The organism is Aquabacterium parvum (assembly GCF_001447195.1).
Lineage (GTDB): Bacteria > Pseudomonadota > Gammaproteobacteria > Burkholderiales > Burkholderiaceae_C > Aquabacterium > Aquabacterium parvum.
Window position 1 is genome coordinate 18,240 of the sequence record NZ_LFRI01000103.1, and the last position, 19,924, is coordinate 38,163.

Here is a 19,924-nt window from a genome sequence, read left to right on the forward strand (position 1 = left end):
CCGACCTGATCGTTCCCCTGCACCCGGTGCTTGAGCGCGTCACCGAGCGCATCCGCGAGCGCAGCGCGCCCACCCGCCAGGCCTTCCTCGGCATGCTGGCGGCCTCGCGCAAGCCAGGCCGCTACCGGCAAGGCATGGGTTGCGCCAACGCCGCGCACGCCTGGGCCGCCTTGCCCACGCCCGACAAACTCACCCTGGCTCAAGAGCGCCAGCCGCACCTGGGCATCGTCACCGCCTACAACGACATGCTCTCGGCCCACCAGCCCTACGAGCACTACCCGCCGCGCCTGCGCGAAGCCGCCCGCCTGGCTGGTGCCACCGCACAGGTCGCCGGTGGTGTGCCCGCCATGTGCGACGGCGTCACCCAGGGCGAAGACGGCATGGAGCTGTCGCTCTTCTCGCGTGATGTGATCGCCTTGTCCACGGCTGTGGCCCTGTCGCACAACGTGTTCGACGCGGCCTTGTGCCTGGGTGTGTGCGACAAGATCGTGCCGGGCCTGTTCATGGGCGCGCTGCAGTTCGGCCACCTGCCCATCGTGTTCGTGCCGGCCGGGCCGATGACCTCGGGCCTGTCCAACGACGACAAGGCGCTGGTGCGACAGCGTTACGCGCAAGGCCTGGTCGGGCGCGCCGAGTTGCTGGCCTCCGAGCAGGCCGCCTACCACGGGCCGGGCACTTGCACCTTCTACGGCACAGCCAACTCCAACCAGATGCTCATGGAGATCATGGGCCTGCACCTGCCGGGCTCGTCCTTCGTGAACCCTGGCACGCCGCTGCGCGAAGCCCTGACCGATGCCGCGGTGCGCCAGGCCGTGCACCTGAGCCAGGTGGGCAGCGAGGCCGAGCCGGTCGGCATGGGCTGGCAGGTCGATGAGCGCGTCATCGTCAACGGCATCGTGGGCCTGCTGGCCACGGGGGGCTCGACCAACCACACGCTGCACCTGGTCGCCATGGCACGCGCGGCGGGCATCGTCATCGACTGGGATGATTTCTCGGAGCTGTCGGCCGTGGTGCCGCTGCTGGCGCGCGTCTACCCCAACGGCAAAGCCGATGTGAACCACTTCCACGCGGCCGGCGGCATGGGTTTCCTGATCCGCGAACTGCTGGGTGTCGGCCTGTTGCACGAGGGCGTGCAGACCATCACCGGGCAGGGGCTGCAGGCCTACACGCACGAGCCCCACCTGATCGATGGTCAACTGGCCTGGCGCCCCGCGCCCGTCACCTCGGGCGACGAAGACGTGCTGCGCCCCGCCAGCCGCCCCTTCAGCGCCGACGGCGGCCTGCGCCTGATGGCGGGCAACCTGGGGCGCGCGGTGGTCAAGGTCTCGGCCGTCAAGCCCGAGCACCGCGTGGTGCGCGCGCCAGCCGTGGTCGTGACCGACCAGAAGCAACTGGAGCAGCGCTTCAAGGCGGGTGAGCTCAACCGAGACTTCGTGGCCGTGGTGCGCGAGCAGGGCCCGCGTGCCAACGGCATGCCCGAGCTGCACAAGCTCACGCCGGTGCTCGCCGTGTTGCAGGACCAGGGCTTTGCCGTGGCCTTGGTCACCGATGGGCGCATGTCCGGGGCCTCGGGCAAGGTGCCAGCGGCCATCCACCTCTCGCCCGAGGCGCTCGATGGCGGTGCCATCGCCCGCGTGCAGGAGGGTGATCTCATCACCGTCGATTGCGAGCGGGGTGTGCTGCAGCTCGAAGTCGATGACGCCGAGCTGGCCGCCCGGCCGCTGCCGGCGCCTTCGCCCCAAGCAGCCTGGCTGCCACATGGTCGCCAGCTGTTCGGCCTGTTCCGCCAGGGCGTGTCGCGGGCGGAGCAGGGCGCTTCGCCTTTGTTCCCTGCAGACCCGCGCCCGATGCCCTGAGGAGCTCGGGCCCGGCCTGCTGTGTCCAAGCGGCCTGCCAACATTGCATTTCTGCACCACACCGTGTCAACACAGCGCCCAGCACGAACCCGATCACGACGATGACCACGCCAGTCCCTTTGCCCACTTTCACCACCCGCGTCCTGCCCGTCATCGTGATCACCGATGTGGCGCAGGCGGTGCCGCTGGCCGAAGCCTTGCTCGCCGGTGGCATCGACGCCATGGAGATCACCTTGCGCCACGCTGCCGGCCTGCCGGCCATCGAGGCTGTGGCCCGAGCGGTGCCGGCCATGCGGGTGGGCGCCGGCACGGTGACGAGGGCCCAAGAGGTGGCCCAGGTGCGCGATGCCGGTGCCGGGTTCGCGCTGTCGCCAGGCTTCACCTCCGAGTTGCTGGAGGCTGTGCAGGCAGCCCGGCTGCCTTTCGTGCCGGGTGTGATGACACCGGGTGAGGTCATGCGGGCGCGCGAGCTGGGTTTCGGCTTGATGAAGCTCTTCCCGGCCGAACAGGCGGGCGGCATCGGCATGCTCAAAGCGTTGGCCGGTCCGCTCGGTGACGTGAGGTTTTGCCCGACGGGCGGGGTCTCGCCAGCCAACCTCGCCACGTTTCTGCAACTGCCCAACGTGGCGCTGGTGGGCGGCTCCTGGCTCACGCCCCTTGAAGCGCTGCAGGCGCGCGACTGGGAGCGCATCACGGCCCTGGCCCGCCAGGCCTGTTCGCTGGCCGCATCGGTGGCGCCTGTCTGAGCCGCGGCGTTCATTTCACAGATCTTTACGGCGGCGCAACCCTGGCTTGACCTCGCCGGGACACCATGGCGTCATCACACGTTGCCATCCCAACAAGGACAGAGAACCATGACCCACGCTCGCGTCAACCGCCATCCTCTTGCCGCCCAGCCCGCCCGCATCCTGGGCAGCTTGCTGCTGGGCGGGGCCCTGGTGTTCGCCGCCGCCCAGGTGGCTCAGGCCGCCAGCCCCGCAGTGGCCAAGGCAGCGTCGGGCCCGTCCTCTGCGGGCGGGTGCGATGACGGCATGTGCCCCTGGCATGCCGGCGAGCATGCTCACAAGGGCGATCGCAAAGGCCATGGCAAGGGGGGCCACCATGGCCACGGCATGAAGGCCGAGCACGGCATGGGCCTGCCGTTTGCCGGCCCGGGCTTCGAGCGCCTGCTCGACGAAGTTCAGGCCACCGATGCCCAGCGCAAGCAGATCCGGGACATTGCCGACAAGGCCCGCACCGACCTGCGCGCCCTGCACGACAAGTCGCGCGAGCAGCACCACCATGCCATGGCCATCTGGACCTCGCCCAAGCTCGATGCCGGCGAGGCCGAAAAGCAGCGTCAGCAGATGCTGGCCCAGCACGACCAGGTCAGCAAGCGCCTGACGCAGGCCATGCTGGACGTCGGTCAGGTGCTGACGCCCGAACAGCGTGCCAAGGCTGCGGCCCTTCTCAAGCAACGCCATGAGCGCATGCAAGAGCGCATGGCCGATCGCAAAGAGCGACGTCACGAGCGCCGCGAAGAGGCGCATGGCTCCCGCGAAGGCGCGCAAGAGCGCCTGAACAACCACATGCTGCGCCGCCCGGCACCGCCCGCTTCGGCCCCAGCAGTGGCCAGCCAGCCGGCCCCTTCCCGCTGACCCCCGGAGGGCGCGACAATGGCGGACATGGCTGAACACATCCTGCTCATCGACGACGACATGCGCCTGAGCGCCATGGTGGCGGACTACCTCCGCAGCCACGGCTACCAGGTCTCCACCGCTGCGAGCCTGAACGCGGGGCGCGAACTCCTGGCTCGCCAAGCGGTGGATGCCCTGGTGCTCGACCTCATGCTGCCCGACGGCGACGGCCTGGACCTGTGCCGCGAGCTGCGGGCCTCGCCGCGCACCCGCACCCTGCCGGTGCTCATGCTCAGCGCCCGTGGCGAGCCGACCGACCGCATCGTCGGCCTGGAGGTGGGCGCCGACGACTACCTGCCCAAGCCCTTCGAGCCGCGCGAGCTGCTGGCGCGCGTGCGGGCCCTGCTGCGCCGCACTTCCGTGCACGCCGATGACTCCGACGTGTGGCGCTTCGGTCGCCTGGAGATCGACACCGGGCTTCGCCAGGTTCGCCTGGCGGGCTCGGCATGCGACCTCACGTCCTACCAGTTCGACCTGCTCAGCGTGCTGGCCCAGCACCCGGGGCGCGTGCTCAGCCGCGACCAGATCATGGACGCGCTCAAGGGCCACCCGCTGGAGGCTTTCGACCGCTCCATCGACGTGCACATCTCGCGCATCCGTGCCGCCATCGAGGACGATCCGAAAGAGCCGCGCCGCATCCTCACGGTGCGTGGCGTGGGCTACGTCTTCGCCAAGAAGCAGGACGCTGACCTCGACGCGGCATGAAGACCCTGGCCCTGCGCATCTACCTCACGGTGGTGGCGGTGCTGCTGGTGTTCGCGCTCGTCTCAGGGTGGCTGGCGCAGCGCAACCTCGAGCACGAGCGCACCCAGGTGCAGTCCATGGCCGCCTGGAACGAGCGCGCTGCAGCCTGGGCCGAGTTGATCGAAAACAGCTTGCCACCGGCCACCGCGCCGGTGGATGAGCAGTCGCGCATCTTCCTGGATTGGTCCGAGCGCCTGCGCATGCCCATGGCGCTGGACGACCCGCTGGGCCGGCGCATCGCCACGTCCATCTTGCTGGAAGAGCGCTTGCGCCGCCAACCTGAGTTGCGCGAACGCATGCAGCGCTCGATCTTGTCCGATGGCCGCACGATGTGGGTGCTGCGCGCCTGGGTGGTGCGCGGCAAGGGCCCGCAGACCATCATGGGCCCGATGCGGGAGGGCGATGCCCCGCCTGGTGTGCCGCCACCTCCGCCGCGCGTGCAGCCCTGGCTGGAGCCGGTGGCCATGTTCGTGCCGCCCTGGATGGCCCATGGGGTGCCGGCGCTCATCCTGGCGCTGGTGCTGTTGTTCGGTGCCGTGGCACTGGGCGCCTGGCCCGTGGTCAACCGCCTGACGCGTCGCCTGCAAGCCTTGCGCTCCGGCGTCGAGGTCTTCGGCTCAGGCCAGCTGCAGCACCGTGTCAGCGTGGAAGGGGCCGACGAGGTCGCCGCGCTGGCGCGCAGCTTCAACGAGGCCGCCCAGCGCATCGAAGACCTGGTCACCTCCAACCGCAGCCTGCTGGCCAACGCCAGCCACGAACTGCGCTCGCCGCTGGCCCGACTGAAGATGGCGGTGTCGCTGATGGCCGAGGCCTCGCCAGAGCGGGCCGCGCGCATCCGCGACGAGATCAACCAGGACATCCGCGAACTCGACGCCCTGGTCGAAGAGGTGCTGCTGGCCAGCCGCCTTGATTCGCGCCGCGACATCGAACACGCGCCGGTGGACCTGATGGGCCTGGCCACCGAAGAGGCTGCGCGTGTGGGGGCAGAGGTGCACATCGATGCGTCCTTCCCGCTGACGCCGCACCAGGGTGACGAGCGGCTGCTTCGCCGCGCCTTGCGCAACCTGCTGGAGAACGCACGCCGCTATGGTGGCCCGCAGGTCGAGCTCTTACTGCAGAGCGCCCGAGGTCAGCTGGAGTTGTCGGTGGCCGATCGCGGCCCGGGTGTGCCAGCCGAGCAGCGCGAGCGCATCTTCGAGCCCTTTTACCGCCTGCCGGGCCACGCAGAGCACGCCGGCGGCATCGGGCTGGGCCTGAGCCTGGTGCGCCAGATCGCCGAGCGGCATGGCGGCCAGGTGCGCTGCGAAGCGCGCGAGGGTGGGGGCAGCTTGTTTGTGTTGAGCTTGCCGGGCTGGTCGCGCGCGCGCTGAACCCTGCGCAACGGCTGCCGCTCGCATGGGCGCCAGCGGCGTCCAACGGCCTCTCGCTGTGTCGGTCGTTCAGGCCCGGTGGTAGGCCTTGTACCAGTCCACGAAGCGGGCCACCCCTTCGCTCAGCCCCGTGTGCGGGGCCACGCCTGTCCAGGCTTGCAGCGCGCTGACGTCGGCGAAGGTGGCGGGCACGTCGCCTGGTGCCATGGGCTGCAGGTCGAGCTGGGCTTTCACGCCCAACGCGGACTCGAGCGTGCGGATGAAGTCCATCAGCTGAACCGGCTCGCTGTGCCCGATGTTGAAGACCTTGTAAGGCGCCCACGAGCCCGATGCCTGCGGCGCTTCGCGGTCGAAGGCATCGTCGGCCTCGGGTGGGCGGTCCAGCGTGGCCACCACGCCCGCAACGATGTCGTCGATGTAGGTGAAGTCGCGGCGCATGTTGCCGTGGTTGAACACCTTGATCGGCTCGCCGGCCAGGATGGCCCGCGTGAACAGCATCGGCGCCATGTCCGGGCGGCCCCACGGCCCGTAGACCGTGAAGAAGCGCAGCCCCGTGGTCGGCAGACCGTAGAGGTGGCTGTAGGTGTGGGCCATCAGCTCGTTGGCCTTCTTGGTGGCCGCGTACAGGCTCACCGGGTGGTCCACGGCGTCGTCTTCGCTGAAAGGCATGCGGGTGTTGCCGCCGTACACGCTCGAGCTGCTGGCGTACACCAGGTGCTCGGTGCGGTGGTGGCGACACGCTTCGAGCATGTTCACGAAACCCACCAGGTTGGACTGCGAATAGGCGTGGGGGTGGGTGAGCGAGTAGCGCACGCCGGCCTGGGCGGCCAGGTGCACCACGCCATCGAAGCCTTCGGCCTTGAACAGCGCGTCCAGGGCGGGCATGTCGACCAGGTCGGCTTCCACGAAGCGGAAACGCTCACCGCCCGGACTGGCCGAGATGGCCGCCAGGCGGTCCCGCTTGAGCTGCGGGCTGTAGTAGTCGTTGAGGTTGTCGAAGCCGATGACCGTGTCGCCGCGCTGCAGCAGCGCTTGCGACACGTGCATGCCGATGAAACCGGCCGCGCCGGTGACGAGGAACTTGCGCATCCCGCTATTGTCGGTCAGCGCAAGGGCTCCCGACACCGCGCCAGGGCGGTGTCAAGCCGGGGCCGGGTCAGACGCGTGCGTCGCCCCAGCGAAGCGACGTGGTCTCGTCACCCTGGTAGGTGGTCTTGCCACTGCGGTCGACGCAGTACTGCGGCGAGGCCACCACGTCTTCGAACACGGTGTTCTCGGAGACGCGCGTGTACTCGAACAACACGCTGCGCTTGACCGTGGAGTTCTTGCGCAGGCGGCTGCCGTGGCCGATCCAGCAAGGGCCTTCGATGGTCACGCCGGGCTCGACATCGCAGCTCGAGCCGATGTAGACCGGGCCGTTGATCTTGACCGTGTCCCAGTCGATGCGCGTGTTCAGTCCCACCCACACGCCAGGGCGAACCTGCGTGCCGGGCATGTCCATCTGGGCGACTTCACCGGCCAGCACGCGCTGGCACACGGCCCAGTAGTCGGAGACGCGGCCGATGTCGATCCAGTTGAAGTGGCGGCTTTGCGCGAAGAAGGGCAGGCCCTTTTCGACCAGCAGCGGGAACAGCTCGCTGCCGATGTCGAACTCGCGGCCCGGCGGGATCAGGTCCAGCACGCTGGGCTCGAAGATGTAGATGCCGGTGGAGGCCAGGTTGGACTTGGCCTCTTCGGGGCTGGGCTTTTCCTGGAAGGAGGTGACGCGGCCTTCCTTGTCGGCCACGACGATGCCGTAGTTCTTGACCTGGTCGTTGGGCACCTCCAGCGTGATCACGCTGGCCATGGCGCCCTTCATCTTGTGCTCGTACAGCGCCGACTTGAAGTCGATGTCGATGATGGCGTCGCCGCACAGGACGATGGTGGTTTCGTCGAAGAAGCCCGAGAAATCCTGGATGCGGCGCATGCCGCCGGCCGAGCCCAGCGGCTTGGGCACGATCTCGCCGTGTTCGCGCGTGCCTTCGAAGGCGTAGCCGATCTCGACGTTCCAGCGGTGCCCGTCACCGAAGTAGTTCTCGATCTTCCAGTGGTTGAAGGCCACGTTGACCATGATTTCCTTGATGCCGTAGCGACCAAGGTGCTCGATGATGTATTCCATCACCGGCTTGCCGAGGATGGGCACCATGGGCTTGGGGGTCTGCTTGGTGAGGGGGCGGACCCGGGTTCCCTGACCCGCCGCCAGGATCATCGCCTTTGCCATGGATCGACTTTCACTGCTGATTGTTGGTTGGAGGATGATGCTACAGAGTGGTGCGAAGTTCCCCACGCGATGAGGGGGGTGTGGCTTGCAGCACGCACTCTGCTTGATGCATCAAGGAGCAAGGGTTTGCCCTGAGCCTCTTGCACGTCGCGTGCCCGATCCAGCTCAGGCGGCCCTTGGGCAGGCCACCGATGTGGGGGCCAGGCCGATCGAGCCGGCCGCGTCGACCTCGAACAGGTGGCCCGCCGCGGGCTGCCGCGACAGCTGTTCGGCTGACAAGCCCTGTCTTGCCGTCGTCACGAACAGCCGATCCAGATCCGGGCCGGCAAAGCAGACGTTGGTGACGTGGTCTGTCGGCAGGGACACGCGGTGCGTGAGCCGGCCCTCTGCCGTGAAGCGGCTGACGCAGGCGCCGCCCCAGTGCGCCACCCAGACGTTGCCTTGGGCGTCGAAGGTCATGCCATCGGGGTAACCGTCGGATTCGCTGAAACGCAGCCACACGCGCTTGTTGCTCAGCGTGCCAGCGGCGACGTCCAGGTCGAAGGCGAAGATGGTGCGCGCGGCGCTGTCGGTGTGCAGCATCCGCGTCTGGCAGGGCGAGATGGCTGGGCCGTTGGCGACGCCATAGGGGCCGTCGACCTCGTCGCAACGCCCGTTTTCGTCGAGCCGGAACAAGCGGCCATCGGGGCGCGACTCGTCGTCGTTGTTGAGCGAGCCGGCCCAGACGCGGCCATGGGCGTCGGTCTTGGCATCGTTCAGACGCAGGGCAGAGCCCTCGGGGAAGGGGCGGGCCAGCCAGCCCAGCACCTCGATTTCGCTCGCGCCAGCCGGGCAACGGACCCAGGCCATGCCACCTTGCAGGCCGGCCAGCTGCAGGTCGGCTTGCCCGGTCGACAGCACCCAGCCCACGCGCTGTGGCGTTTTCCATTCGCACCAGGTCGGGGAACCAAGTTCCCAGCGCATGATCCGACATCCATGGATGTCGACCATCCAAAGGCGCTGTCGCGCCGCTTCCCAGTGCAGGCCTTCGCCCAGCTGGCTGGCGGTGGCCAGCATCACATTCGCACTCATCCTCGCTCCGTCATGGCTCATCGTTTCAGCTGTTTCCGACCGGCTTGCCTGAATCAGGTGTTTCGCGGCCTGGTTTCCGTGTCCGTGGTGGTCGCCGCCGCGCAGCCCCTGTCGTCCGATGCCGCAGAGCTGCTTCGCTCGCCGGGCTGGCTGGCGGTGATGCCGGATGATAGCCAGCCCGTCGTGCCCGAGGTCCGCGCCAAGGGCCGGGAGTGGTTCGTGGACGCGGCCAAGGGCGACGACATGGGTGCCGGCAGCAAGTCCTCACCCTGGAAGACCCTGGGGCGCCTCAAGCGCGCCGCCTTGAGCTCGGGCGACGTGGTGCGTTTGCGCTGTGGCTCGGTCTGGCGGGAGACCCTCCTCCTCGACGGGCGTTCCTTGCCCGCAGGGTTGACCATCGCGGCCGAGGAAGGCTGCGCGACGGGCAAGTCGCCCAGCATCAGAGGCTCGGATGTGGTCGAGGCGGCCTGGGCGGCCGATGCCGTCACCAAAGGGGGCTTCGTGACCGATCGGTTTGGCGCGGCGTCGGCGCTTTTCTACAAGGGGCAACGCATGCTGCCCGCCCGCATGCCCGACGCGGGTGGCCCGGGCCAGGAATTTTTGCTGGCCGATGGTCAAAACAGCCGCAGGTCTTTCCGGGTGCGCGATGCCGAGCGCGGACAGATCGGCAGCCGAGAGCTCGTTGGTGCGACGGTCTATGTGCGTGCGGTGCCCTGGCAGGTCGAGAAGGCCGTGGTGAGCAGCTACGACCCGGCCTCCGGTGTGGTGACGCTGGACAAAGAGCTGACGTCCAACATCCTGACGGGCGCGGGCTACATCTTCGAGGGCAAGCGCTGGATGATGAACGCCAAAGGCGAGTGGTTCCACGACACCTCGGCCAAGCGCTTGTCCTTCCTGCCGCCTGATGGGCAGGCTCCCAACTCGGGAGACATCGAGGTGGTGTCTCGCGACCACGCCATCCTGGTCAGGGGGGCCAGGCAGTTGCGTGTGCTCGGGCTGGACCTGCGTCAAACCGCGGGGGTGGCGCTGGATGTTCAGTCCACGCGCGAATCTGTTTTTGAAGGCCTTGATTTCGCCTACCCGGGCGAGTACGCCGTGGTGATCGACCAGAGCAACGGGGTCATCCTCAAGGGCTCGCGCGTGGTCGCCAGCGGCTGGTCCAGCATCATGACGCGCAACGCACCCGACTGCGTGGTGGACGGCAACCTGGTCATCGACTCCGGTTTGCTCGGGCGTGCGGTGGGCAGTGGCGCGGCCATCATCGCCAATGGCGAGCGCAACCTGGTCACGCGCAACGTTGTGCTGCGCGCGGCCAACGCAGGCATCACCTTCTTCAACAAGGAAGGCACCAGCGTGGTCGACAACGTCGTGATCCAGCCCTGTGCGCGCCTGGCGGACTGCGGTGGCATCTACACCTGGACGGGGCACTCTCCCAGCCTGGCCACGCGCAAGCGCACGACCCGGGCCACGGTCAAGAACAACGTGGTGCTGGGCGGCACGAGCAACCTGGAGGGGACCGCCGGGCGTGGCCGCAACCAATCGGTTGGCATCTACCTCGACGAGATGACGGGTGGGGTGCAGGTCCTGTCCAACGTGTTGGCAGGCATGGAGAACGGGGTGTACCTGCACAACGCGCAGTTCAACGACATCACCGACAACACGGTGCGGGCGGTCACGCACGCCAGCATCACCGCACACATGTCTTTGCCGGACCAGGACGTCATCCGTGGCAACCGGTTGCGCAACAACTCACTGGTCTCCCGCCCTCCCGCTCGCGGTGGCGATGAGGTGTTTGCGTTCAAGTGGCAACAGCGCGCCGATGCAGCTCGCCTGTTCTCGGGCGATGACGCCAACGTGGTTCAGGACAACGAGGTCGTGCGAGCGGGGGGCGAGGGGCGTTCTCGGTGGCTGGTGGGCGAAGGGGTGACGACGCGCACGCTGGCCCCAGGTGACTGGCAGAAGTTCGCCGTGCGCGAGCGCGAGCAGGTCCTGAACCTGGCGCCAGAGCCGGTGCGCCAGTTGGAGCGTGCAGGCGCTGGCGTGGTGCTCGATGGGGACATGCGCGCCAAGCCCTCTGCGTGGTCGCCGTACTTCAACCCCGCTGGCGCCGGGGGCGTTGCGACCCCCATGGCGTGTGATGGCGTGCCCTGCATCCGCTTCGTGACCGGTCACATGGGCGACGTGTTGTCCAGCAAGTCGTTCAAGATGTCGGCACAAAACGGCAAGAACAACCATGTGCTTCGCTACACGGTCAAGGCCGGCCCCAAGGGTGGGGCCATCCGGGTCACGGTGCGGCGCAATGGCCCTCCGTACGAGAGTTTCGGGCTGGATCAACCGCCGCTGAAGCTCGGCCCAGGCCAGGTTTTCAAGGCGGAGCTGCCGTTCGAGGCGACCAGCGCCGACCCTGCCAGGGTCGACTTCTCTGCCGAGCCAGGCTCGGAGGTGTTCCTCAGTCAAGTCGAGGTGGCGCAGGTGGCGCCCGCGTCAACGCAGCGCATCACCGCCGCGCGCTCCCTGTTCCTCGTGAACCTGAGCGATCGCCCACGCAACATCTCTTGTTCTGACGCGGGCTTGCCAGATTGCTCAGCCGTGGACGATGCCGGGCGCGAGGTCAAATGGCCCCTGGCCCTGGCACCGCGCAAAGGGGTGGCGGTGTTTCCTCGTCAGGCTGGCAACTGACGCCTCAGGGGCGCAGCCATCGCGAATCTCGCGTGTAGAGCGACATGCTCGTTCGTGGCGAGAGGTTGATCGGCCAGGCCACGGCTTGGCCTGAGGCATTCACGACGTCGCAGCTGCTGAGGGCCAGCATGGCGCAGGTGAAGGTGGCGGTCGTGCTGCGGGGGTTGTAGAGGTGTCCAGCCAGGTTCGGTGCGTCGGGCAGTTCGACGGCACTCACCTTCTGCAAGGTCACATCGCGCAGCAGGCTCTGGCCGCCCACTTGTCCCTTGAAGTCCAGCACGGCGTCGGTGCCGCCCGATGCCCGGAAGAACCGCTCCACGGCCAGCGTGCTGCCTTGCGCCACCGGGGTTGACGGGATGCTCAGGCCATAGCCCTCCCAAGGCGAGACCCGACGGCGGATGGTGGCCCTGGCGTTGCCACCGCCCTGCCCACCCGTCACGCTGAACTGCAGCAGGTAGAGGTTGTCGCCCGAGGTGCTGCTCATCGTGAAGGGCGCCGAGGCCAGGTAGTCACCAGACATGCCAGGGGTCCAGCTGCCACAGGTCTGCCCCACGCCGCAATCGGCGAGGTTGCCGGCCAGGAACGCACCGCCCGAGCCCATTGAGTTGAGGTAAGGGTCCCAGCTCGTGGTGCCGCTCTGGAAGGCGCCGTTGCCGATCAGCGAGGAGCCCGCCGTGATGGCGCGGTAACGGCGGTGCAGCACGGGCGCGACATGGGTGTCTTGAGGTGCGATGGCCTGCCACTGAGCCGGCTCCAGCACCCACTCGGTGCCACTTTGCACCAGGCGCCAGCGGACTTCCGATTGGGCGATCGTTCCAACGGTTTCGTTGCGCGCACTCACGTTCGGCGTGGCGCCCTGGAACAGGCCCTGGGCGTCGTTGGGGTGATACCAGAACTGCACGAAGGCCATGCTGCGATCCGTGCTGATGCCGCCGGGCAGTTCCGTGATCGACGAGAAGTGCCCCAGGCTGTTGTCAACGACCTGGTTGCCCTTGAGCGCATCCACATCGGTGCGGCTGGCCATGCCTCGGATGGCGGCGTACGAGACCGCGCGAACCTGGTTGCCGGAGATCACGTTGAACGCCGCGTCGTGGAGGTGGATGCCGATCTCGGCGTCGGCGATGAGGTTGCCAGTCACGTTGGCTCCCGACGTCAACTCGTCCAGGAAGATGCCCGTGGCCATGTTCTTGCCCACGCTGGCCCACAGCCCTTCGCGGTTGCTGCGCGAGCCGATCACGACGTTGCCCGAGATGGTGGCTGCCTGCGTGTAGCCCGCCGCCGGCAGGGTCGGGTAGGCGGCTGTGAAGGTGTAGATGCCGGCACAGTCTGTCAGCCGCACGCAGGAGGCCACGACCAGGTTGTCGAGGACCTCGTTGCCAGCCACGTTGCGCAACCTCAGGCCGTGGTGCGCCGAGCGGTAGACGACGTTGTCGTTGACGCTGGCAGCGGACGCGAGCACCGAGATGCTGGCGTCTGTGCTGCCCGGGCGATCGTAGAGACCGATGTCGGTCACCAGGTTGCGCTGCACCGTCACTTGCGAGCCCTCGCGAACCGCGATGCCCACCCAGCCGGCAGCCACCACGGTGGCGTCTTCGATGCGGACGTTGTTGGCATCATGCACCTGCAGACCGTATTCCTGGTCAAAGCGGCTGGCGACGCTGCTCAGTCGCAGGCCGTGCGTTTCCACGAACTGTTGCCCGATGTCGGCGTGTTGTTCGGTCTGAAGCCAGGCCACCGTGGCATCGGTGATCCAGCGCAGGCGCAGCCCTCGGTCGCGGGTGGTGACCTCCACCCGCGTGAACGCGCCGGCTGATTCGCTGTTGGGGCCCCACACCCGCAGCGTCGATGAGCCGCTGTCGTGCACCCACTCGCCGGGGGCGTCCAGCATCCAAGCCTTGCCTTCCAGGATGTAGCCTGCGTCGTCGACGATGGCGTGGTCGAGGTTGCGGTCGAGCGTGAGCAGGCCGGTGCCCGACTGGTGTGCCGTGACCACGGCTTTTTCGATTTCATAGGGCGCCACGCGGACGTACACGGTGGCCCCGATCAGGTCTTGAGCGGCCAAGGCGCTGGTGTCCGCTGCACTCAGGAAGAAGCGGTTGCGGTTGGCGCCATCGGCCCGCAGCAAGGAGAACTCCTGTCCCACACCCTGGGCGTTGGGATGGCGGGCGAGCCTCAGCGGCTGGCCGTTGAAGAACACCCGGCGAGGGGCCGTCGCCAGGGCGTGGGCCATGACCTGGTCCGATCCCTGGCTGACTTTGCTCCATCCCGTCGATGCGATGAGGTCGGAGCCGCTGATCACGGGGCGCGAGCCCCCGGTGCAATCGCCATAGCCGGCGATGAGCAAGTTGCCACCCGTCGCGGCGGCGTTGGTCATGTCCAGCGTTTCACGGAAGGTCTTGCCACAACGCAGCAGCAGGGCATCGCCAGCGGCATAGGGGCCACTGGCCGCACGTTGCAGGGTGCGCCACGGGCGCGCCTGCGTGCCGGGGCCGCTGTCGTCGCCCGAGTCGGGGTCCACGTACCAGCCTCGGCCTGCGAAGCTGGCGCTGTAGCCCGTGACCGCTGCCGCATCGGTGCGCGTCGCCAGGGCCCAGCCGGTGCCTTTGAGGTAGGTGCCAGCCAGGGCCACGGGCAACAAGGACCGGGTGGCGGCATGTTGGGGCGACCAGCCACTGTCGACAGCTTCCGGGGTCAGTGCGCTGACGTTGGCGGAGCTGTTTCCGGTGTTGGCCGAGTCGCCGCCTGAACCACCGCCACAGGCCGTGAGCCCGCCAGCCAGCAACAGGCCTGTGAGCCGTGTTGCCAAGGAGTGCCTGAAATTCGTGAACATCCGTACCGCCGATGACTGAGGCTGGACGGAGCCCACTTGGCACCGCCCTGAACGCGAGACGAGTGATCGCTCGCGGCTTCATCGGTGTTTCGGAGGCGCGAAGGGGAACTTCAGGGTCGCAATTGCAACTTCCTTTCTGGCAAGCAACGCTCGGTAAGGAACGTCGTTTGCGATGAAAGTTCACTGGCGTTACCGGTTTCTTTCAGATATCACAGTGCCAAGCTGAGCCGGCTGGCGTCACGGGCCATCGCCCTCCATGCCCGCGATCGGCGTGTCCATGGCGGGTTCGGGCTGTGTCCCCCTCGCGTAGAGCGGGGGCAGGTGCTCGTGCATCCTTTGGGCAAACAAGCGCGCGCCGATCTCCGTGAGGTGAAAGCCGTCATATTGAATCAGCTGTCCGTTCTCGGAGAGGGTTTCGCAGGCTGATGTCGGGCACAGAAATCTGTACGGATCAATGAACCGCTCTCCTGCAGCGGCCCGGATGGTGTCGTTGATTTCCAGCTTGGTTTGCGTCCGCTGCGTCAGCTTTGGAAAATCGGTGTTTTGATGGGCGCGGATGTGCTGTTCGGGGATGAAATCGATGTTTTTGTTGCCAAAAACAAAGAACTTGTTTCCAAAATCGCGTACGAGTGCTTGGTAGCTTTCCTGAAATAGCTCTGCTTCCCATTTTCTCCAGCCAGATGCCAGGAAAACCCAGTCAGCCTCACGCATCAATTTCCGGGTCGTCTCGGACATGAGGTCATCGCTCTCGGTGCAGCCTTTGAGCTTGTCTCTTTCAATGAAGTGTTCGAAACGCGCGCGCGGCAGGTAGAGGTTGCCGCAACCGACGCTCACCTGAAGTGTGGACAGTGAATACTGGTCGGCACCAGGGCCGTGGGCCAGAACGTTGGTCAGGTCTCCCGAATTGCTGTCTCCGATCACCAGGATCTTGACCTTGGACGGGTCGAAGCTGGCATGTCGATGCGCGTTCTTGAGCTTCCAGACGAACTCGTCTGATGCGTCTTTGAGGGCAAAGTAGTGCGTCACGCCCTCGGTGTAGCGTCCAAGGTTGCCGTTTTGGAGGTGCCCTTGAACGCCCAGGGCAGAGAACATCACCATGCCCATGGCCGCCATGGAGAAAATGGCGCTCCGACCGATTCGCGAGCGGTCCCGAAAAGGCGCTTCGACAAACCTCCAGCTCAGGTAAGCCAGAGCCATGGTGGCCAGCGTCAGGGCCGCGAAGGTGAACGAGCCAGGATGCGCGGTGTTGCCGCTGCGGGCAAAGGCAAAAAGCGGTTGGTGCCAGAGGTAGGCGCTGTAGCTCAGGAGGCCGATTCCGACCAGCAACCTGCTGCCCAACCATTTGCCCACGAGGTTGCTCTCTCGGGCAAACAGGATGATCAGCGTGGCGCCGAGCGTCGGAATCAAGGCGTGCAGGCCCGGGAACGGTGTTTCTTTGTCGAACGTGAACAAGGACGCCAGGATGAGGCCCAATCCAGCCAGGCTGAGCCAGCCTCCCATGCGGGCGTGCGTTCCCGCGTCTTGCCGACCGCGCAGCAGCAGCGCTGCAACCGCGCCGATCAACAATTCCCAGGCCCGGGTCGGCAGCAGGTAAAACGTGGCGGTGGGGGCTGTTCTGACGCCGACTTCGGCCAGCACCAGGCTGGCAATGAGCGCCACCAGCACAAAGGGCATCACCGCCTGTTTGCCCACCTTCCAGAGCACCATCAGGAGAATCGGGAAGAAGAGGTAGTACTGTTCTTCGACGGCCAGGCTCCACGTGTGAAGGAGCGGCTTGAGCTCTGCAGCGGTGTCGAAATAGTTGGCTTCTTTCCAGAAAAGTACGTTCGAGGAAAATGCCGACACCGCAATCAGGCTTTGAGAGAAATCTCTCATTTCATGCGGCAGCAGCCACAGCCACGCGAATGGCACGGTGACCAGCATCACCAGGAACAGGGCCGGGAGAATTCGCCTGGCTCGACGCTCGTAAAAATCGATGATGGAAAACCTGTCTTTCTCCAGCTCATCCATGATGATGGAGGTGATCAGGTAACCGCTGATCACGAAGAATATGTCAACGCCGATGAATCCGCCATGGAAGGTTTGAAAGCCTGCATGGAAGAATATGACCGGCAGGACAGCAATGGCCCTCAGGCCATCGATTTCTCGCCTGTATTTCATTTTTCTCTCTGATTTTGTGTTTTTGTTCCAGCTGTATCGCGAGCTGGGCGCGGTGAGGGATCTGGTTGGGTGATGCTGTTCGAGGGTGCGTCCTTTTGGTTGGTCGGTAGGCGCCTGAAATGATGGGCGGGTGGGCGCTCTCAGGCAATCATCCAATCAGCCCATGGCTTGCCTGTGACAAGAGATGTCACGACCCGTGCGCCTGCCCCAGCGCTCAGCGCACTGGTTGAAAGCCATTTGGCAGACGAAAAAAAACCAAACCGGCTCAAGGCCGGTTTGGTTTTTCAGGGGAGCGTCGCTGGAGCGTTTGCCGTCAGTTGGCAACCCAGACCGGGTCTTTGGCGAAGACCAAAGCGCTGCTGCGTGCCGGAACCCTCATCGGGAACACCACCTTCGCGCCGGTTTCGTCCACCAGGTCGCAGCTGTTGAGTTGCAGCGCGACGCAGGGGTAGGTGAGGTCCTCGGGCGTCGGGTTGATGACGTGCGAAACCAGTTGCTTGGGCTGCTGGAACGCGATGGATGAAACGCGCTGCAGCGAAACGTTGCGGAACAGGGTTTCTCCACCCACGGCGCTGCGCAGGTCGAGCACACCCGCATCGCTGCTGTTGGCCAGGAAAAACTGCTCGACGTTGGCCACTTCGCCGTTGGCCAGCGGGGTGGCGGGAATCGACAGGCCATAGCTTTCCCAAGGAGAGACCGGGCGCCGCACGACCGCGCGCTTCATGCCCCCGTTGGCCCCACCGATGGCCGTCATGCGCAGCACGTACAGGTTCTGGCCTGCCGTGCTGTTGAGCTGGAAGGTGTTGCTGGTCAGGTAGTCGGAGCTGTGGCCTGCGGCGTATCGGGCGCAGTTGCTGCCACATCCCGTGAACGTGCCCATCGAGAACGCGCCACCGGTGCCGGCCGAGTTGAAGTACGTCGTCCAGCCATCGGTCGTTGCGGGGTTGAAGTTGCCGTTCTTGAGCACGTTGGCTTCGGTGGTGACCGAGTAATCCTTGAACGCCACGCGGCTGACGGCTGCGTCCGTGGGGGCATAGCCCGCCCACTCGCTCTTCTTCAGCGTTTTGCTGGAGCTCCAGGTGGCCAGAGACCAGGTGGCCTCGCCGCCCTTTTGGGTGCTCAGGATGGTGTTGTTGCTGACCGTGTTGTTCTGGGTGGTGACGAGGCTGACAGGCGACGCACTGTGGAACCAGTAGAACGCATGGATGGAGCCGGTTTCGGCAGGCACGCCGTTGACCATCGCCGTCGTCTTGCCGGCCACCAGAGAGTTGTTCGTGAATTTGTTGCCCACCACGTAGTTCTGGTCGGAGCGGGTTTGCACCACGCGGACAGAGGAGAAGCTGACGTTGCGAACCTTGTTGCCGTTCAGGATGTTGAAGGACGCGTTGTGCATGCCCAGGCCCACCTCGGTGTCCGAGATGGTGTTGCCCTGCAGCGTCACGCCCGAGGTCAGTTCATCCAGGTAGATGCCCACGGCAAGGTTCGCGCACGAGAAACCGCAGCCTTCCATGTTGCTCTTGGCGCCCACGATGATGTTGTTGCGCACCATGCCGCGTGCCACGTAGGTGGTTTCGGGGGTTTTGGGTGCCGAGGCGGTGAACGTGTAGACGCCTGAGCAGTCCGTGAAGCGCAGGCAGTAGTAGAAGACGGAGTTGCCTTCGACCACGGTGCCCTCTCGGTTGCCGAAGCGGATGCCGATGTTCGCCGAGCGCTCGACCAGGTTGCTCGTCACGACCGAGCCGCTGCCCAGAACGGTGATGGCGGCGTCTGTGGTGTCGGCGCGGGCAAATCCGCCGGTGTCCGAGACGTGGTTGGATTGCACCTTGGCGTCAATGGATTCGCGCGTGACGATGCCGTTTTCGCCTGCACCAACCACTTTCGATCCGATGATGGACACGCGAGGCGATGACAGCACGGAGATGCCGATGTCGCGCGAGTGCATGGAAATCACGTCCCGCACGCTGGCGTCGGGCGTTTCGATCAGAGACAGACCATTGCCGCTTTGTTGTTCGAAACGCAAGCGCTCGATGCGAACGTTCTTGAGCCACTTGACCGTCAGGCCGCTTTCACGCCAGGCCGCTTCGATGCCGCTGTGTGCGGCGGGCGAAGCGCTGTCCGTCGTCCAGGCCAGCAGTTCCTTGGTGTCTGCGTCGTAGAACCATTCGCCAGGGGTGTCGAGCATCCAGCGCTTGCCTTCCAGGATGAAGCCGGCGCCTTCGCGAACGGTGAAGGGCAACTGGCGGTCCAGGGTGATGACGCCAGTGCTGGAATCAAAGGCTTGGATCTTGGCGGTTTCAACCATCCATTGCGTCGTCTTGACGTGGACGGTCGCGCCGATCAGGTCACGCGAGGCCAGCGCGGCCAGGTCGGCGGGCTTGAGCTTGAAGCTCTGGCGGGACGCCAGGTTCACGGCCAGCGCGTATTCAGCACCCACGCCCTTGAAATTGGGGTAGCGGGCAGGAATTTGTGGTGCGCCGTCGATGAACAGGCGCGTCACGGCGGTGCTGGCTGCGCGGGTGTAGATGGGGCGGTCGTCGTCGGCGACGCGGCTCCAGCCTGTGGTGGGCACCCAGTCCGATGCGCGGATGACCGGGCGGATGTTGTTGGAGCAGTCACCGTAGGCGCCGATCAGGAAATCACCCGTGCGGCTGAAGGCGGAAGTGATCTCGAGGCTTTCGCGCCAGACGGAGCCGCACTTGAGCAGCAGTGCATCACCAGCCTGGAGCGGCGCAGAGGATGCTTTGGCGAGGGTGCGCCAAGGTGCGGCCAGGGTGCCAGGGTTCGAGTCGTTGCCGTTGTCGCGGTCCACGTAGTAGCCGGTGCCGGTGAAAACGGGCATGTAGCCCGAACTGTCAGCGGTCGGGGTCGTGGCGCGGCTGCGCTGGTCGGGCAAGAGCAAGGGGGCCGACACCCAGCCAGTTCCCCGGATCACCCAGGAAACCGGCGTGGCGGTGCTGCCGCCAGCCAGGGCTGATGCGGTCGCGGTCTCCGAGGCGTCGGTGGTGACAACCTTTTGCGTGGTTGCCTTGTCGTCTGGGGTGCTTTCGCCACCACCGCCGCCGCAAGCGCTCAGCGCAAACAGGGAGGAGACCAGGGACATCAGCAGGAGGGAGCGATTGATCGGCTTCATGGGTACCTGATGGGTGACTGGGGCGCCGGGCGCCTTTCGAATGATTTGATTGTCCTTGATTCGCATCCTGGACAGCAGTTGGGCAAACGGATGAGGGGGTTTCTTCGTTGAAAACTCCCGTCCAGTCCCCCTGGGCAAGGGGGGGCGC

The 19,924-nt window shown here is 66.1% G+C and carries 12 protein-coding genes; 6 read left to right on the top strand and 6 right to left on the bottom strand.

All coding sequences use genetic code 11. The annotated features are described in order from the left end of the window. The first annotated feature begins 8 nt into the window (after positions 1 to 8). The 5 genes from edd to ABG80_RS03975 all read left to right on the top strand — a co-directional run bounded on the left by edd (position 9) and on the right by ABG80_RS03975 (position 5,646). The gene (edd, locus tag ABG80_RS03955; RefSeq protein ID WP_200964251.1) at positions 9 to 1,856 is read left to right on the top strand and encodes a phosphogluconate dehydratase; all 1,848 of its coding nucleotides are present in this window, start codon (positions 9 to 11) and stop codon (positions 1,854 to 1,856) included. A gap of 101 nt (positions 1,857 to 1,957) precedes the next feature. Further along, complete coding sequence (gene eda / locus ABG80_RS03960) at positions 1,958 to 2,602, top strand: bifunctional 4-hydroxy-2-oxoglutarate aldolase/2-dehydro-3-deoxy-phosphogluconate aldolase (RefSeq protein ID WP_058086479.1); 645 nt, start codon at positions 1,958 to 1,960, stop codon at positions 2,600 to 2,602. A gap of 108 nt (positions 2,603 to 2,710) precedes the next feature. After that, positions 2,711 to 3,493, top strand: coding sequence for a Spy/CpxP family protein refolding chaperone (locus ABG80_RS03965; RefSeq protein ID WP_058086480.1), 783 nt, complete (start codon positions 2,711 to 2,713; stop codon positions 3,491 to 3,493). A 27-nt stretch (positions 3,494 to 3,520) separates the two neighbouring features. Further along, entirely contained in the window at positions 3,521 to 4,237 is a 717-nt protein-coding gene (locus tag ABG80_RS03970; protein ID WP_058086537.1) for a response regulator, read from the top strand. Beyond that, positions 4,234 to 5,646: a sensor histidine kinase gene (locus ABG80_RS03975; RefSeq protein ID WP_058086481.1), complete on the top strand. Its 1,413-nt coding sequence runs from the start codon at positions 4,234 to 4,236 to the stop codon at positions 5,644 to 5,646. Before ABG80_RS03970 ends, ABG80_RS03975 begins: the two co-directional genes overlap by 4 nt. Positions 5,647 to 5,715: 69 nt before the next feature. Here ABG80_RS03975 and ABG80_RS03980 read toward each other — a convergent pair whose 3' ends face one another. The 3 genes from ABG80_RS03980 to ABG80_RS03990 form a co-directional block, all read right to left on the bottom strand. Beyond that, the gene (locus ABG80_RS03980; RefSeq protein WP_058086482.1) at positions 5,716 to 6,735 is read right to left on the bottom strand and encodes an NAD-dependent epimerase; all 1,020 of its coding nucleotides are present in this window, start codon (positions 6,733 to 6,735) and stop codon (positions 5,716 to 5,718) included. A 67-nt stretch (positions 6,736 to 6,802) separates the two neighbouring features. Next, complete coding sequence (locus tag ABG80_RS03985; protein ID WP_058086483.1) at positions 6,803 to 7,906, bottom strand: sugar phosphate nucleotidyltransferase; 1,104 nt, start codon at positions 7,904 to 7,906, stop codon at positions 6,803 to 6,805. A gap of 165 nt (positions 7,907 to 8,071) precedes the next feature. Further along, entirely contained in the window at positions 8,072 to 8,977 is a 906-nt protein-coding gene (locus ABG80_RS03990; RefSeq protein WP_152987444.1) for an SMP-30/gluconolactonase/LRE family protein, read from the bottom strand. 78 nt (positions 8,978 to 9,055) lie between these two features. Between ABG80_RS03990 and ABG80_RS03995 the strand changes: the two genes are divergently transcribed. Continuing rightward, complete coding sequence (locus ABG80_RS03995) at positions 9,056 to 11,656, top strand: right-handed parallel beta-helix repeat-containing protein (RefSeq protein WP_160322426.1); 2,601 nt, start codon at positions 9,056 to 9,058, stop codon at positions 11,654 to 11,656. 4 nt (positions 11,657 to 11,660) lie between these two features. Here ABG80_RS03995 and ABG80_RS04000 read toward each other — a convergent pair whose 3' ends face one another. The 3 genes from ABG80_RS04000 to ABG80_RS04010 form a co-directional block, all read right to left on the bottom strand. Further along, positions 11,661 to 14,462, bottom strand: a complete 2,802-nt coding sequence (locus tag ABG80_RS04000) for a NosD domain-containing protein (RefSeq protein ID WP_152987446.1) — start codon at positions 14,460 to 14,462, stop codon at positions 11,661 to 11,663. Between the two features lie 261 nt (positions 14,463 to 14,723). Then, positions 14,724 to 16,646 carry an acyltransferase family protein gene (locus ABG80_RS21215; RefSeq protein WP_083505791.1) on the bottom strand — a complete coding sequence of 641 codons (1,923 nt, stop codon included), beginning with the start codon at positions 16,644 to 16,646 and terminating at the stop codon, positions 14,724 to 14,726. A gap of 313 nt (positions 16,647 to 16,959) precedes the next feature. Beyond that, positions 16,960 to 19,776 carry a NosD domain-containing protein gene (locus tag ABG80_RS04010; protein WP_058086487.1) on the bottom strand — a complete coding sequence of 939 codons (2,817 nt, stop codon included), beginning with the start codon at positions 19,774 to 19,776 and terminating at the stop codon, positions 16,960 to 16,962. Positions 19,777 to 19,924: the final 148 nt, after the last annotated feature.